11 protein-coding genes and 1 pseudogene are annotated in these 15,838 nt (G+C 60.8%); 1 reads left to right on the plus strand and 11 read right to left on the minus strand.

Features of this window, described 5'->3' with window-relative positions; translation table 11 throughout:
* Positions 1-676: 676 nt before the first annotated feature.
* From FBY12_RS26970 to arcD (FBY12_RS26990), 5 genes are all read right to left on the minus strand, one after another.
* The gene (locus FBY12_RS26970) at positions 677-1,039 is read right to left on the minus strand and encodes a DUF5064 family protein (protein WP_145257429.1); all 363 of its coding nucleotides are present in this window, start codon (positions 1,037-1,039) and stop codon (positions 677-679) included.
* A 12-nt stretch (positions 1,040-1,051) separates the two neighbouring features.
* On the minus strand, positions 1,052-1,981 hold the full coding sequence (arcC, locus tag FBY12_RS26975) for a carbamate kinase (RefSeq protein WP_092278839.1): 930 nt from the start codon (positions 1,979-1,981) through the stop codon (positions 1,052-1,054).
* 141 nt (positions 1,982-2,122) lie between these two features.
* Positions 2,123-3,133, minus strand: a complete 1,011-nt coding sequence (locus FBY12_RS26980) for an ornithine carbamoyltransferase (protein WP_145257431.1) — start codon at positions 3,131-3,133, stop codon at positions 2,123-2,125.
* A gap of 69 nt (positions 3,134-3,202) precedes the next feature.
* On the minus strand, positions 3,203-4,459 hold the full coding sequence (arcA, locus tag FBY12_RS26985) for an arginine deiminase (RefSeq protein ID WP_145257434.1): 1,257 nt from the start codon (positions 4,457-4,459) through the stop codon (positions 3,203-3,205).
* A 25-nt stretch (positions 4,460-4,484) separates the two neighbouring features.
* Positions 4,485-5,912 carry an arginine-ornithine antiporter gene (gene arcD / locus FBY12_RS26990; protein WP_145257436.1) on the minus strand — a complete coding sequence of 476 codons (1,428 nt, stop codon included), beginning with the start codon at positions 5,910-5,912 and terminating at the stop codon, positions 4,485-4,487.
* A gap of 451 nt (positions 5,913-6,363) precedes the next feature.
* Here arcD (FBY12_RS26990) and arcD (FBY12_RS26995) point away from each other — a divergent pair, with 451 nt between their 5' ends.
* A complete protein-coding gene (arcD, locus tag FBY12_RS26995) occupies positions 6,364-7,791 on the plus strand; it encodes an arginine-ornithine antiporter (RefSeq protein ID WP_121731247.1) in 1,428 nt (475 codons plus the stop codon).
* 126 nt (positions 7,792-7,917) lie between these two features.
* Here the strand turns inward: arcD (FBY12_RS26995) and FBY12_RS27000 are convergent, their stop codons facing one another.
* The 6 genes and pseudogenes from FBY12_RS27000 to FBY12_RS27020 all read right to left on the minus strand — a co-directional run bounded on the left by FBY12_RS27000 (position 7,918) and on the right by FBY12_RS27020 (position 15,764).
* Positions 7,918-9,249, minus strand: coding sequence for a CoA transferase (locus FBY12_RS27000; RefSeq protein ID WP_145257439.1), 1,332 nt, complete (start codon positions 9,247-9,249; stop codon positions 7,918-7,920).
* Positions 9,250-9,455: 206 nt separating this feature from the next.
* Positions 9,456-10,211: a methyl-accepting chemotaxis protein gene (locus FBY12_RS28260; RefSeq protein ID WP_371927584.1), complete on the minus strand. Its 756-nt coding sequence runs from the start codon at positions 10,209-10,211 to the stop codon at positions 9,456-9,458.
* Positions 10,212-10,361: 150 nt separating this feature from the next.
* Positions 10,362-11,594: pseudogene (locus FBY12_RS28265) on the minus strand (chemotaxis protein); the annotation flags it as partial.
* Between the two features lie 254 nt (positions 11,595-11,848).
* Entirely contained in the window at positions 11,849-12,250 is a 402-nt protein-coding gene (locus tag FBY12_RS27010; protein ID WP_101208018.1) for a YbaN family protein, read from the minus strand.
* Positions 12,251-12,373: 123 nt separating this feature from the next.
* A complete protein-coding gene (locus FBY12_RS27015; protein WP_145257445.1) occupies positions 12,374-12,976 on the minus strand; it encodes a biliverdin-producing heme oxygenase in 603 nt (200 codons plus the stop codon).
* A gap of 223 nt (positions 12,977-13,199) precedes the next feature.
* A complete protein-coding gene (locus tag FBY12_RS27020) occupies positions 13,200-15,764 on the minus strand; it encodes a TonB-dependent receptor (protein WP_145257448.1) in 2,565 nt (854 codons plus the stop codon).
* Positions 15,765-15,838: the final 74 nt, after the last annotated feature.

Below are 15,838 nucleotides of genomic sequence, written 5' to 3' on the forward strand. Positions count from 1 at the left end.
CCCTTTGGAGGTGGAGTTGAAAACCACCCCTCACCCCAGCCCTCTCCCCAAAGGGGAGAGGGGGAAAGGGGGCCGACCTGTGTTGCTTTCAAGGCTTGAGTTCGACTCGGACTTTCAGGTCGATGTCGCTCGAACATGCAACTCGGTCAGTCCCCTCATCCCTTTGGAGGTGGAGTTGAAAACCACCCCTCACCCCAGCCCTCTCCCTAAAGGGGAGAGGGGGAAAGGGGGCCGATCTCTGTTGCTTTCAAGGCCTGAGTTCGATTCGGGCTTTCAGGTCGATGTCGCTCGAATATGCAACTCGGTCAGTCCCCTCATCCCTTTGGAGGTGGAGTTGAAAACCACCCCTCACCCCAGCCCTCTCCCCAAAGGGGAGAGGGGGAAAGGGGGCCGACCTGTGTTGCTTTCAAGGCCTGAATTCGACTCGGGCTTTTAGGTCGATGCAGCTCGAACATGCAACTCGGGCAGTCCCCTCATCCCTTTGGAGGTGGAGTTGAAAACCACCCCTCACCCCAGCCCTCTCCCCAAAGGGGAGAGGGGGAAAGGGGGCCGATATCTGTTGCTTTCAAGGCCCGAGTCAGACTCGGAGTTTCAGGTCGATGTCGCTCAAAAGTACAACTCGGTCAGTCCCCTCTCCCCCTGGGGAGAGGGTTAGGGTGAGGGGTGGCCTCTGGATTCACTCCAGATGCTCAGGCTTCACCGGATCACCCGATTTCATGTCGAGTTGCACCCGCACATCTTCAAACATCGCGTCGTAATGCTTGTGCACCGAACCGATGCTGCTGTGGGTTTTCGGAATGCCGTATTTTTCGACGATTTTCGTCACGTTGCTGGCGAAGTTGTAGGCCTGATCCTTGGGCAAAAAGAACGACTCGTTAACGTCTTTGCCCTGAGCGCTGCCATGCAAGGTGAACTGCATGCCTTTGCCTTCCTGCGGATCTTCCGACACCTCGTAATCAAGGCACAGGTTGTAGCTGACGTCTTCGTCATTCAGCGCGTGGCGCTCGAAGTGCAGGTGACCGGGTTCGAACGTGGCCATTGGCGTCTCTCCTTATAAATAGGTAATGCCAGGTGTCGCCGTGCTGATGCGCGTGCCGGCCTTGCCCTGGACGATTGCTTCGATGTCGGAGAGTGAACCGATGACCGCGACTTTGCCAGTATTGCGCGCGAACTCGCACGCCGCCTGGACCTTCGGCCCCATGGAACCGGCGGCGAAACCCAGTTCTTCCATGGCGTCGGGGTGCGCTTGGGCGATGGCTTTTTGCGTTGGTTTGCCGAAATCGATAAACGCCGCGCTGACGTCGGTGGCGATCACCAGCAGATCGCTTTCCAGCTGTTCGGCCAGCAGCGCCGAGCACAGATCCTTGTCGATCACCGCTTCCACGCCTTCGAGTTTGCCGTCGGCGCCGTACATCGTCGGAATGCCGCCACCGCCGGCGCAGATGACGATACTGCCCTTGTCCAGCAGCCACTTGATCGGGCGGATTTCGAAGATGCGTTTTGGCCGTGGACTGGCCACCACACGGCGATATTTGTCACCGTCCGGGGCAATCGCCCAGCCTTTTTCAGCGGCGAGTTTCTCCGCTTCAGCCTTGGCGTAGACCGGGCCGATCGGTTTGCTCGGGTTGTGGAACGCCGGGTCGTTGGCATCGACTTCGACTTGCGTCAGCAGCGTGGCGAACGGCACTTCGAAGTCCAGCAGATTGCCCAGTTCCTGCTCGATGATGTACCCGATCATGCCTTCGGTTTCGGCGCCAAGCACGTCCAGCGGGTACGGCGAAACCGAGGTGTAGGCCGCCGCTTGCAACGACAACAGGCCGACTTGCGGACCATTGCCGTGAGCGATGACCAGTTGGTTGCCGGGGTAGATTTTGGCGATCTGTTCGGTGGCCACGCGAATGTTCGCGCGTTGATTGTCCGCCGTCATGGGTTCACCACGACGGAGCAGGGCGTTACCGCCCAGGGCGACGACGATACGCATAATGCAGTCCTTTCAGAATTCGGTGATCCCCTGTAGGAGCGGGGCTTGCCCGCGAAGAGGCCATCAAGACCGCTGAAAAGCTTCGCGGGCAAGCCTCGCTCCTACAGGTTCAGTGGCAGCTCACAAAATGTGTTCAGCCTTTTAGATATCCGCCAACGCCGAGACCAGAATCGCCTTGATCGTGTGCATGCGGTTTTCCGCTTGCTCGAAGGCGATGTTGGCGGGCGATTCGAAGACTTCTTCGGTCACTTCGACGCCATTGGCCAAATGCGGATAACGCGCGGCGATGTCTTTGCCGACCTTGGTTTCGCTGTTATGGAACGCCGGCAGGCAATGCATGAACTTCACGCGCGGGTTGCCCGAAGCTTTCATCATTTGCGTGTTGACCTGGTACGGCAGCAATTGCTCGATGCGCTCGTCCCACGCTTCCACCGGCTCGCCCATCGACACCCAGATATCGGTGTGAATGAAATCGACGCCTTTGACCGCTTCCTTCGGATCTTCGGTGATGGTGATGCGCGCGCCGCTTTCTTCGGCGAAGGCTTTGCACTGGTCGATGAAGTCCTGATGCGGCCACAGCGCTTTCGGCGCGCCGATGCGCACGTCCATGCCGAGTTTGGCGCCGATCATCAGCAACGAATTGCCCATGTTGTAGCGCGCATCGCCCAGGTAGGCGTAGCTGATGTCATGCAGCGGTTTGTCGCTGTGTTCGCGCATGGTCAGCACGTCGGCGATCATTTGCGTCGGGTGGAATTCAGCGGTCAGGCCGTTGAACACCGGGACCCCGGCAAACTTCGCCAGCTCTTCGACGATTTCCTGTGCGAAGCCACGGTACTCGATGGCATCGAACATCCGGCCGAGGACGCGGGCGGTGTCCTTCATGCTTTCCTTGTGGCCGATCTGCGACGACACCGGGTCGATGTAGGTGACGTGTGCGCCCTGGTCGTGGGCCGCGACTTCGAACGCGCAACGGGTGCGGGTCGAAGTTTTTTCGAAGATCAGCGCGATGTTCTTGCCTTGCAGGTGCGGACGCTCGGTGCCGGTGTACTTGGCGCGCTTGAGGTCGCGGGACAGGTCGATCAGGTAATTGAGCTCGCGAGTGGTGTGGTGCATCAAGCTCAGCAGGCTGCGGTTGCGCATGTTAAAAGCCATTTTGGATCTCCTTGGGTTTCGGTTATCCGCCGGCTCCGCGCCTCATGGACGCGCAGCAGGGCACAGTAATTAATAGTCGATCGGGTCACGAATGATCGGGCAGGTCATGCAATGGCCGCCGCCACGACCGCGACCGAGTTCGCCGGCGCTGATGGTGATGACTTCGACGCCAGCCTTGCGCAGCAAGGTGTTGGTGTAGGTGTTGCGGTCATAACCGATGACCACGCCCGGTTCCAGCGCCACCACGTTGTTGCCGTCATCCCACTGCTCGCGCTCGGCGGCGAAGCTGTTGCCACCGGTTTCGACCACGCGCAGCGCCTTGAGATTGAGCGCGGCGGCGACGGTGTCGAGAAAGTTGCTTTCCTCGCGGCGGATGTCGATGCCGCCCGGTTTGCTGTCGTCAGGACGCAAGGTGAACGCAACGATCTGGCTCACCACTTCGGGGAAAATCGTCACCAGGTCGCGGTCGCAGAAGCTGAACACGGTGTCCAGGTGCATCGCCGCGCGGGACTTCGGCAGACCGGCGACGATCACCCGTTCCACAGCGTTGTGCTTGAACAGGTTCAGCGCCAATTGGCCGATGGCCTGGCGCGACGAACGTTCGCCCATGCCGATCAACACCACGCCGTTGCCGATCGGCATGACGTCGCCGCCCTCAAGCGTGGCATTGCCGTGTTCCTGATCCGGGTCGCCGTACCAGACCTGGAACTCGGCGTTGGTGAATTCCGGGTGGAATTTGTAGATGGCGCTGGCCAGCAGGGTTTCCTGGCGGCGCGCCGGCCAGTACATCGGGTTCAGCGTGACGCCGCCGAAGATCCAGCACGTGGTGTCGCGGGTGAATTGGGTGTTGGGCAGCGGCGGCAGAATGAAGCTCGAGTGGCCGAGGAAGTCGCGGAACATCTCGATGGTCTTGCCGCCGAAGCTGTCCGGCAGGTCATCCGCTGACACGCCGCCGATGAGGAACTCGGCAATCTTGCGCGGCTCCAGACTGCGCAGCCATGAGCTGACTTCGTTGACCAGGCCCAGGCCCACCGAGTTGGCGGTGATCTTGCGTTGCAGAATCCAGTCCAGTGCTTCCGGGATCGCGACGATGTCGGTCAGCAGGTTGTGCATTTCCAGTACATCGACATTGCGTTCGCGCATTTTCGTGACGAAATCGAAATGGTCACGTTTAGCCTGGGCAACCCACAACACGTCGTCGAACAGCAGCTCGTCGCAGTTGTTTGGGGTCAGCCGCTGGTGCGCCAGGCCTGGGGAGCACACCATGACTTTGCGCAGTTTGCCGGCTTCGGAATGGACGCCGTACTTGATTTTTTCCGTGGTCATTCAGTGATCCTCCAGATTTAAACGGTTACAGAGTCAGGAAGCCGTCATACAGCCCGTAGGCCGCCACAAGGGCGCCAACCACGACGGCGGCGAAAATCAGCTTCTCGACATTGGTGAAAACCGGTTTGCCCACTTCCATTTTTGCCTTGGCGAACAGGATCGCGCCGGGGGCGTAGAGCAGGGCGGACAACAGCAGGTATTTGATCCCGCCGGCGTACAGCAGCCATACCGCATAGACCACCGCAATGGCGCCGATAATCAAATCCTTGCGGCGCTCGGCGAGGGCGTTTTCGTAAGTCTCGCCGCGCACCGCCAGCAGCAGCGCATAGGCCGCCGACCACAGGTACGGGACCAGAATCATCGAGGTCGCGAGGTAGATCAGCGACAGGTAAGTGCTGGCGGAAAACAGCGTGATGATCAGGAACACCTGGACCATCGCGTTGGTCAGCCACAAGGCGTTGACCGGCACGTGGTTGGCGTTTTCCTTGCGCAGGAATGCCGGCATGGTGTGGTCCTTGGCGGCGGCGAACATGATCTCTGCACACAGCAACACCCACGACAGCAATGCGCCGAGCAGCGAGATGATCAGGCCGACGCTGATCAGCACCGCGCCCCAGTGACCGACCACGTGTTCGAGCACTGCGGCCATCGACGGGTTCTGCAATTTGGCCAGTTCCGGTTGGGTCATGATCCCCAGCGACAGCACGTTGACCAGCATCAGGAACAACAGCACGGTGATGAAACCGATGACCGTGGCTTTGCCAACGTCGCTGCGTTTCTCGGCGCGGGCCGAGAAAATGCTCGCGCCTTCGATGCCGATGAACACCCACACGGTGACCAGCATCATGTTGCGCACCTGGTTCATCACGCTGCCGAGGCTGGTGTTTTGCGTGCCCCAGATGTCCGCGGTGAAGATATCCAGTTTGAACGCGAACACCGCGATCAATACGAACAGCAGCAGCGGCACCACTTTCGCGACCGTGGTCACGAGGTTGATGAACGCCGCTTCCTTGATCCCGCGCAGCACCAGAAAGTGCACCGCCCATAGCAGCAGCGACGCGCCGATCACTGCCGCGACGGTGTTGCCCTCGCCGAACACTGGAAAGAAGTAACCGAGGGTGCTGAACAGCAACACGAAGTAACCGACGTTGCCCAGCCACGCGCTGATCCAGTAACCCCACGCGGAGGAGAAACCCATGTAATCGCCGAAACCGGCCTTGGCGTAAGCGTAGACGCCGCCATCCAGCGTCGGTTTGCGGTTGGCCAGGGTCTGGAACACGAAGGCCAGGGTCAACATGCCGACTGCGGTAATCGCCCAACCGATCAGCACCGCGCCGACGTCGGCACTGGCGGCCATGTTTTGCGGCAAAGAGAAGATCCCGCCGCCAATCATTGAGCCAACAACCAGCGCGACCAGTGCGCCAAGTCGAAGTTTTCCGGGGGTATCAGACATTAATGACTCCAATGCAGGAGAAGCGAGGACAACAGAGTAGATCTGTTTAATGTTCGATCAGCTGACATGGATCAGTGCATCAGCACATTGCGTGGTTAATTAGAGACTTGTGAACTTATGGCGTTCATAACGGTATCGCTGGAAATCCGCATTCCAGAGCCTTCGGCCCGTCAGCCACGACTGACGCTCTGCGCGTCGAGCTTTTAAACTAGTTGGTATTACCAGTTTGGCAAGTTTTGTCGGGTATTATCGGCGCGGATTGATTTATCAGAATTAATCCCCATAACTGCGCTACGGCCGGTAGCGCTAGATGGATCGGTTATAAATAAAAGACGTCAGTTTCGATTAATAAATAAGGGCTCAAAGTCACTATTTATCTAACTAATGTCATTCATTTGTGCTGGGGGCCACGCCCTCACGCAGTATTAGTGAAGAAAGGAAAAAGTCAGGAATGTCGCAACCGACGCAAAAGCTGCGCCTGAGTGCGTTGATCGCCCTGGTGGTGGGGTCGATGATTGGCGGCGGGATTTTTTCCCTGCCGCAGAACATGGCGGCGCGGGCCGATGCCGGGGCGATTCTGATCGGTTGGGCGATCACCGCCGTCGGCATGCTGACCCTGGCGTTCGTGTTCCAGACCCTGGCCAATCGCAAACCTGAACTGGATTCCGGAGTCTACGCCTACGCCAAGGCTGGGTTCGGCGACTACATGGGATTCTCTTCGGCGTGGGGTTACTGGATCAGCGCGTGGCTGGGCAATGTCGGTTATTTCGTCCTGCTGTTCAGCACGCTCGGGTATTTCTTTCCGGTGTTCGGTCAAGGCAATACGCCGGTCGCCATCGGCTGCGCCTCGGTGCTGCTGTGGGCCGTGCATTTTCTGGTGCTGCGCGGGATCAAGGAAGCGGCGTTGATCAATCAGCTGACCACCATCGCCAAGATTGTGCCGCTGGTGATGTTCATCGTGATTGCCGCCGTAGCGTTCAAGGCTGACATTTTTACCCGTGACATCTGGGGGCGCAGCAACCCGAATTTCGGCGGGGTGATGGATCAGGTGCGCAACATGATGCTGGTCACGGTGTTCGTGTTTATCGGCATCGAAGGCGCCAGTGTCTACTCGGCGCGTGCGGAAAAACGTTCGGACGTTGGCCGGGCAACGGTGATTGGGTTTGTCGGGGTGCTGGCGCTGCTGGTGCTGGTGAATGTGTTGTCGCTGGGGATCATGAGCCAGCCGCAATTGGCGACGTTGCAGAACCCGTCGCTAGCGGCGGTGCTGGAACATATCGTCGGCCCGTGGGGCGCGTTGCTGATCAGCGTTGGCCTGGCGGTATCGCTGCTCGGCGCGTTGCTGTCGTGGGCGCTGCTCTGCGCGGAAATCCTCTTCGCCACGGCCAGGGACAACACCATGCCGGCGTTCCTGAAAAAGGAAAACGCCAATCGGGTGCCGGTCAATGCGTTGTGGATGACCAACGTGATGATCCAGATTTTTCTGTTGATCACGCTGTTTTCGGCAGGGACTTACACCAGTCTGATTTACCTCGCGTCGTCGATGATTCTCGCGCCGTACTTGTGGTCGGCGGCGTATGCGCTGCTGTTGAGCGGGCGTGGCGAAACCTACGCGAATGCCTCGGGTCAGCGCGGCAAGGATTTGCTGATCAGCGCCATCGCGGTGATGTATGCGGTGTGGTTGTTGTATGCCGGCGGGATGAAATATCTGCTGCTGTCGGCGCTGCTGTACGCGCCGGGGGTGATCCTGTTTGCCAAGGCAAAACGCGAACAGGGCCAGCCGTTGTTTACCCACATCGAGAAGGGCATTTTCACCTGCGTGATCAGCGGCGCGGGGCTGGCGGCTTATGGGTTGTACAGCGGGATGCTGTCGTTGTGATGCGGTATTTTCAGCGGCTCGTCCGGCCTCTTCGCGAGCAAGCTCGCTGCCACAGGTAAGCGCATTCCTTCAGGGAAAACTCGCTCCACCGTGGGAGCGAGCCTGCGCGCGAAAGCGATTTCGCCGTTACCACCATTGCGCGCGGTGTGAGCCGAGTTCTGTCGCCGGAATCGCCCATTGCAGCGGTGTGCCGGTGATTTTCAGCGGCACCTGCAAGCGATGCGCCGGCCCCCACGGCGTCTGTTCAACCAGCAAACCCTGATCGCGATCATCCTCGGCGCGCAATGGCTCAGCCGTCCCGGCGCCGTGCTCGATCAGCAACTTCGCCGTACGCGCCAGCGACAACCGCGCCGAACCTCCTTGCCCCAGTAATTTGAGCACTGCGGCCGCCATTAAGTAGCCGGTGGCATGGTCCAGCGCCTGCACCGGCAGCGGCGTCGGTTTATCGGCGTTCTTCCATTGCTGACCCGCCGCCGCAATGCCACTGCTCATCTGCACCAGGCTGTCGAAACCCCGCCGGTTCTGCCACGGGCCGCTCCAGCCGTAGGCGTTCAGGCACACATCGATCAGGCCCGGCGCCAGTCGCTGGCGTTCAGCGGCGCCAAAACCCAAACGTTCCAAAGCATCGGCGCGGTAGCCGTGGAGCAAGATATCGGCGTCCTGGAGCAGGCTCGCAAACACCGCGCGATCAGCCGTGTCGTGCAGATCCAGACGCGCGCAGCGTTTGCCGAGGGTGACTTCCGGGACCACGCCCGGCTCGTTCCAGCTCTGCGGGTCGATGCGCAGCACGTCGGCGCCGAGTCCGGCGAGAAAGCGACTGGCGACGGGGCCGGCGAGCACTCGGGTCAAATCCAACACTTTGAGCCCGGCCAGCGGCCGAGCGACCGAGCCTTGCCACGCTTTGGCCCGATAGCGCGGGTTTTCGCTGAACTGAATCAACGGCTCGGCGTTTACCGCGATGCCTTGTGGGTGCGCCTGCCATTGCGCCCAAGTGCGCATTTCGGCGGCGCAACCCGCGGCCTCGACCACGGCATGTTCGAGATCGGTGCTGGCCCATTTCGCCACGGCAATCGCCATCGCGGCGCGGTCGCTGCAGGCGCCGAGCACACGTTCCGCCGCCGCGCGGTGATGCGGCGCGTTGGTGTGCAGGCGAATCCAGCCGTCCTTGGTCGCGTAATCACCGGCAATCGGGTCCCACAAGGGCGGCACGCTCCAGCCGACCGGGCGGATCGAAGTGGCAAACCAGAACGAGGCGAGGCGCCGGTCGACTTCCAGCGCGGGTGTGCGTGCGGTGTGTTGCTGCAGTAATTCGCCGAGGGCCTGGCCAGCGGCGGCAATGCTCGCGCATGCGAGGTCGGTCACGGCAAACGCCGAGGGCAGGGCGCCGCTCGAAGTGAAAGGGATCGGCGTGTGCGGCAAGCCGAGTGCGGCTTGAATGGACGTGAGTAAATCAGTCATCGAAGGCCCTCCGGAACGAGGGGCGATCATAGAACAAAAGAAACTGCCGCCGGATGAAATCCCCGTAAGCGCGAGGCTTTGTGGCGAGGGGGCTTGCCCCCGTTGGAGTGCGAAGCGCTCCCGGATTTACCACGGTCTCGCCGCCGGAACGGGGGCAAGCCCCCTCGCCACAGGAGCCCGTCCCCACGGGGATTGTTGCTGGATGGTTAAACGCGGAACTGGTCCATCAGTTTCATCTGGTGGGTGGCCAGTGCGTTGAGTTGGCTGCTGATTTGCGCCGATTCGGTGGCTTGGCCGGTCAGGGTTTCGGTGACGGTACGGATCGCCGAAACGTTGCGGTTGACCTCTTCGGCCACCGCGCTTTGCTGTTCGGCGGCGCTGGCGATTTGCAGGTTCATGTCGCTGATCACTGTCACTGCGTCGCTGATCTTGCCCAGCGCCTGCACCGCTTGCTGGATTTGCCCGGCGTTGCTGTGCGCCTGGGTCTGGCTCGAATGCATGGTCGCGACCACGCCACGGGTGCCGGTCTGAATGCGCTCGATGACCACGCGAATTTCTTCCACCGAATCCTGCGTGCGCTTGGCGAGGTTGCGCACCTCATCGGCGACCACCGCAAAACCACGCCCACTTTCACCGGCCCGCGCCGCTTCAATCGCCGCGTTCAGGGCCAGCAGATTGGTCTGCTCGGCGATGCTGCGGATCACTTCCAGCACCGAGCCGATCTGCTCGCTGTTGACCGCCAGCGCCTCGACTTCGGTCACTGCTTTGCTGACTTCGTCGGCGAGTTGATTGATGTTGTGGGTGCTGCGCTCGATGATCTGCATGCCGTCGCGGGCCGATTGGTCGGCGCCCTTGGCCGCGTTCGCCGCGTTCGAAGCGCTGTTGGCGACGTCGTGCGCGGTGGCGCTCATTTCGTTGGACGCGGTGGCGACCTGATCGATTTCGCGGAACTGCACTTGCATGCCTTCGCTGGTCTGCCGGGCGATTTCCGAAGACTGGTCGGCGGTGCCGCGCGCGTCGGTAATGCTCTGTTTGATCTGCGCGATGGTCGGTTGCAGCTTGTCGAGAAAGCGGTTGAACCAGCTCACCAGTTCGCCGAGTTCGTCCTTTTTGCTGTAGTGCAAACGCTGGGTCAGGTCGCCGTCGCCGCTGGCAATCGCCTTGAGCATTTGCGCCACGCTGTTGATCGGCCGGGTCACGCCCGACGCGGTCAGCCAGATAAGCAGCAAGCCGACCAGGCCCGCCGCCGCCGCGACCAGCAGCGACTGAAGGGTGCCGGTTTCCTGCGCATCATCGAGCACCGCTTGCAGCTTCACCGAGTCGGCGAGCAACACCTGTTTCGGCAGGTCGATGACCACGCCCCAGGCTTTCGAATCGCTGATCGGGCTGACCGGGTACACGGCGCGGATCATCTCACCTTGTTCGATGATCTTCGGCGAACCGCTGCCGAGCAGTTGCAGGACTTCCTTGCCATCGGCGCCCAAGGTCTCGCCGATGTTTTTGCCGACCTTGCTCGCGTCGACGCTGTAACCGGCGAGCACGCCGCTGCCGGAAACGATCAGCATGTGCCCGGCGTTGTTGAACAACTCACGCTGCGAATCCACCGCCGCCGCTTGCAACGCATCGAGCGCGATGTCGACGCCGACTACGCCGATGGCTTTGCCGTCCACCAGCAGCGGCACGGAAATTGTCGTCATCAACATTTCCTTGCCGCCGACGGTGTCGGCGTAAGGGTCGAGCAAGCAGGTGCGTTTGTTGTCGCGAGGGCAGGTGTACCAACTGTTGTACGGCGTGCCGCTAAGGCTGAGGGTGGTTTTGGTCATGTCTTCTTCGACCATGATCGTGTTCAGCCCGGCGCCACCGGCACGGCTCCAGTAACTGGCGAAGCGCCCGGCTTCGTTGGACTGGCGGGCGGCGTCGTTGGCGAATTCGCTGTCCCTGCCATCAAGGCCATTGGGCTCGAACGCCAGCCAGATGCCGAGCACTTTGCTGTTGCGCTCGAACGCGGTTTTCAGGCTCTGGTTCAACTCTTCGCGCAGCGCGCCGGGCTCAAGTGAACGCTTGGCGGCGAGGTTGCGCAGGTCCTTGACTTGATCGGCCAGCGCCGTCACCACCAGCAGGTTTTCCCCGAAGGTTTGCTGCACGCGCACGGCTTGCTCGGCGGCTTTGGCCTGCAGCAGGTTTTGCACGCTGGTGGTGAGCATTTTGCTGCTGGAGGCGCTGACGAGTTCGTCGTTGCGGTCGGTCTGGTAAATGTTCATGCCGACGATCAGCGCGACCACGCCTAGCAGGCACAGACCGGACAACAGAACGATTTTCAGGCGGATGGACAGAGAGTCGAACATAGGGCGAACTCGCGAATGGATGAGGTGTTGGCCAGGAGTCGGAAACGATCCGGCTCGCCAAGTCCATTCAGCGCCATTCCCCAACCATCGGCGTGGGGCGCAGTTGCATGAGTAAAAGCCGATGAGTGGTCAGCGCAAAGGTTTGCGGGGGGATTTGTGGCGAATCGACTGCCGCCATCGCGAGCAGGCTCACTCCTACAATTCGTCGCAGCGCAGATCCCTTGTAGGAGCGAGCCTGCTCGCGATGCGGTGTTTCAGGAAGCTTGCGCCACTGACTCTGGCCGCGACCAGATCCACAGATTGCCCAGACTCATCCCGGCAATCGCCAGGTAAATCGGCCAGCCGTGATCGAGCATCACCAGCATCAACCCCGCGCACAGCAACATGCTGACGGTGGCGCTGACTTTGGCCCGGCGCGCGATGATCTTGCCGTTGCGCCAGTTGCACAGGATCGGCCCGAACAACCGATGGTTTTCCAGCCAGGCACTCAGGCGCGGCGAACTCTTGGTCGCGGCCCAGGCAGCGAGCAGGATGAACTCGGTGGTCGGCAGGCCCGGCACGACAATCGCAATCAGGCCGATACCGAGGCTGACGTAGGCCAGCAGGCCAAAAAGGATGCGCGCGAGTCTGGAAGAAGCGAGGTGTTTGCGGGTCATAAGGTCGACATTTATACCCTGTAGGAGCAAGGCTTGCCCGCGATAGCGATCATTCAGTCGACACAATGTTAGATGTCAGTCCGTCATCGCGGGCAAGCCTTGCTCCTGCAGGGGTGTGTGTAATCAGGCGAGTTCCGGGGTGTAGGCCTGTTCCAGCAGCACGGTGAAGCGGTTGAAGGCATCGACCGCCGCCTGCTCGATTTCGGCTTCTTCCTGGGCGCTGAACTCCAGCGAATCGAGGGTTTTGACGAAGTTTTTCCAGCCTTCCGCGCGACCACCTGCCGGCTCACCGAGGTGACGCGCGCCAAAGGTTTCGCTCAACCCCAGACCCACCGCGCGCTTGATCAAAAACGCGGCACCGAGCTTCGAGCCTTCGGAAACAAACAGCCAGCCCAGCGCCGCCGCTTTGCCTGGGTTTTTCACTGCGCCCGCGACTGGCGCCGGCACTTCGGTTTCCAGGTCGGCGAGGTCAGCTTTGGCTGCTTCGGCGCGGCAACGCGCTGGCAAGTCCGGGACGATCGCGGTCAGCTCGGCGTCGTTGTACAGCGCCACCAGTTCCGACTGGAACAGATACTGTGCAATCACAAAACGGGCGAAATTGGCCTGGGTTTCAAACGGCGCGTGCGCCTTGACCAGCGCATCCAGTTTGGTGTGCGGCTCGTTGGTGATCTGGTTCAAACGTTGCGAACGCAGGGCCGGGCGTTGAGCAGTGTCCTGAGAGGTCATTGAGTAATCCTTGAGAAAAAATGCCGCTTGCGAGAAAAGCGCCGCGTGCGGAATAAACAACCACTGGTTAACGAGACGAATCAGAAGACGTCCGAGCGTAAAAAAACCTCACTGCGACGCATTAACAAATGTTTCGCAGCGAGACTTTCTGGTTCAAATGCTCAAGCTCAGATGCTCAAGCTCAAATATTCAGGCTCAAATATTCAGGCTCGGACGCTCAGCCTCAGATATCCCAGACCAGATTGATCGCGAAGTTGCGGCCCGGCTGGGTCAGGCGATCCAGATTGGCCGGTTGCGTGACCGAAGCTTCGCCGACGCTGTCGTAACCGCGCACGTCATCCCACTGCCAGTATTTCTTGTTGGTCAGGTTGTACAGGCCGGCGTTGAGCGTTACGTCGTCGGTGACTTTGTAGAAACCGGCCAGGTCGAGCACGCCATAACCGGGGGTCTTGAACTGCGTGCTGGTGCCGTCCGGGGTCTTGAAACTGCTGCTGTCGACGCGGTCCTTGCGTTTGACCAAAGTCCAGCTCAGCAGCGCGCCGTAGTTGTCCTGGTCATAACCGAGGCCGAACACGCCGGTCAGCGGGTTGACGCTGTTCAGCGGTTCGCCGCTGTCGTCGTTGCGGCCATACAAATAGGCCAGCGAGCCCTGGCTGTAGAGGCCGGTTGGCGCGCCGAGGGTGTCGAGGTTCAGACGGCCCTTGAGTTCGACGCCCTTGATGGTCGCGTGCTTGATGTTGTTGGTCTGGAATGTGGTTTCCGAGTAGCCGGGCGTGATCGCGTTCTCGTCGATGAAGTCGCGGTATTTGTTGTAGAACACCGCCACGTCGAAGGTGCCAGCGTCGAACTGACCGCGCAGGCCGGTTTCGTAGCTCTTGCTCTTCTCCGGCTCAAGGTCCGGATTCGGCGCCACTTGATAGCCGCCGGAAAGGTTTTCGAAGCGACCGTACAAGGCTTTCGCGGTCGGCGTGCGGAACCCTTCGGCGTATTGGCCGTACCAGGTGTAGTGGTCGTTGAAGCTGTAAGTGGTGCCGAACTTCGGCGACAGACGATGCCAGGTTTTGGTTTTGTCGCTGACCACGCCGTTGCCGCTTTGGTCGGCCGTCGCCAGGAACTCATCGGTGATGTGCGGCTTGAGCTGCGTGTAGTCGTAGCGCGCGCCGGGCAGGAAGGTCCAGTTGCCCCAACTGATCTGATCCTGCGCGAACAGGCTGTAGCTGTTGATCGTCGGGTCCGGGAAATCGCTGGCCGGGGCCGGGCTGTCGGCGGCGCTCGGCGCACCAATCACCCGACACGCGGCGGCCACGGTCAGGCAGGTGCCGCTGCCGGTGCGCAGGCCGGTGACTTTGTCCTGTTTGATGGTGGTGCCATAAGTCACCGTGTGATCGGTGCTGGCAATCGCGAAGGACTTGTCGGCCTGGGCGTCGAACACCCATTGGCGATCCTTGTAGGTGGTGTCGCGTTCACGCAAAACCGTGCGCGATGGCGCGTAGATTTCTTCGGTGCTCTGGTCAGTCTTGGCGATCTGATAGTTCAGCGACCACTTGATGTTATCGGCCAGCGCGCTGTCGAGTCCGAAGCTGTGCTCGATGCCGAAACGTTCGCGGCTGACCGTGTCGTTACCGGTGCGCGACTTGTAGAAACCGAAACCGCGTCCGGCGTTGAACGGCCCGCCAACCGCGCTCAGTTGATTGGTGTCGCGGTCATCCTTGTACTTTTCGTAGGTCAGGCCCAGGCGCGCGTCGTCGGCGTAGTTCCAGCCGAGTTTGGCCAGCACGTTGGTGGTGCGCACGTCCTGCGGATTGGCCTCGGTGCGGTTGAGGCCGCTGCCGCCGTGTTCGCCGAAGGAATCGGTTTCGTGGCCATCGCGCTGGCTCAAGTGCAGCAAACCATCGAAGTCGCCAGTGCGCCCGGCAACCGTGGCGGATTTCAGCCAGCTCTCATCGGCCGAGCTGTAGCCGGTTTTCAGGCGCGCGCCAACGTCTTTGCCGGGTTTGATGATGTCGTCCGGGTCCAGCGTGTAGTAGCTGACGGCGCCGCCGATGGCATTGCTGCCGTACAGCACCGAGGCCGGGCCACGGAGAATTTCCACGCGTTTGACGATTTCCGGGTCGACGTAATTGCGGTTGGTTTGCGCGTAGGGGCCGTTGAAGAAGCTGTCCGGCACTTGCACGCCGTCGACTTGCGTCAGCACGCGGTCGCCGTCGATGCCACGAATGTTGTACCCCGTCAGGCCGGCGCGCTGGCCGGCGCCACCGACCGAGACACCCGGCTCATAGCGCACCAGATCCTTGATGCTGTTGACGTTGTTGCGGTCGAGTTCTTCGCGCGTTTGCACGCTGACGGTGGCGGGCACGCTGTCGATGCTTTGTTCCTGACGCGTGGCGCTGATCGTCACTTGTTGCAGATTGAGCGCGCCGCTGCTGCTGCGTTTTTCCAGCACGATGTTGTTGGTGCCGAGTTTGCGATAGCTCAAGTTGGTCCCCACCAACAAGCGCTCGAGGGCTTTGTCCGCTGGCAACGAACCGCGCACGCCCGGCGAGGCAACGCCTTCAGCCAGTTCGGCGGGCAGGCCGACTTGCCAACCGGTGACGCCGGTGAAGGCATTCAGCGCCGACACCAGCGATTGCTGTGGAATGGCGAACGAGTAATCGCCGATATTGCGGCTCGGCTGCTCGGCGGCAGTCGCCGCCATCAGTGGCGCAGCGCCGGCCATCAGGATGGCGGCGGTCAGCAGCGACAGCACGCGCGAGGGTGAAGAGGATTGGCGGGTATGGCGAAAGGACATCGATAGCGCTCCGTGTCGCACGAATCTTATAGGTGCAGATTGGCATCGATAGATGCGAATCAATTGCATTGGCT

This window comes from Pseudomonas sp. SJZ131 (genome assembly GCF_007828705.1).
Taxonomy (GTDB): domain Bacteria; phylum Pseudomonadota; class Gammaproteobacteria; order Pseudomonadales; family Pseudomonadaceae; genus Aquipseudomonas; species Aquipseudomonas prosekii.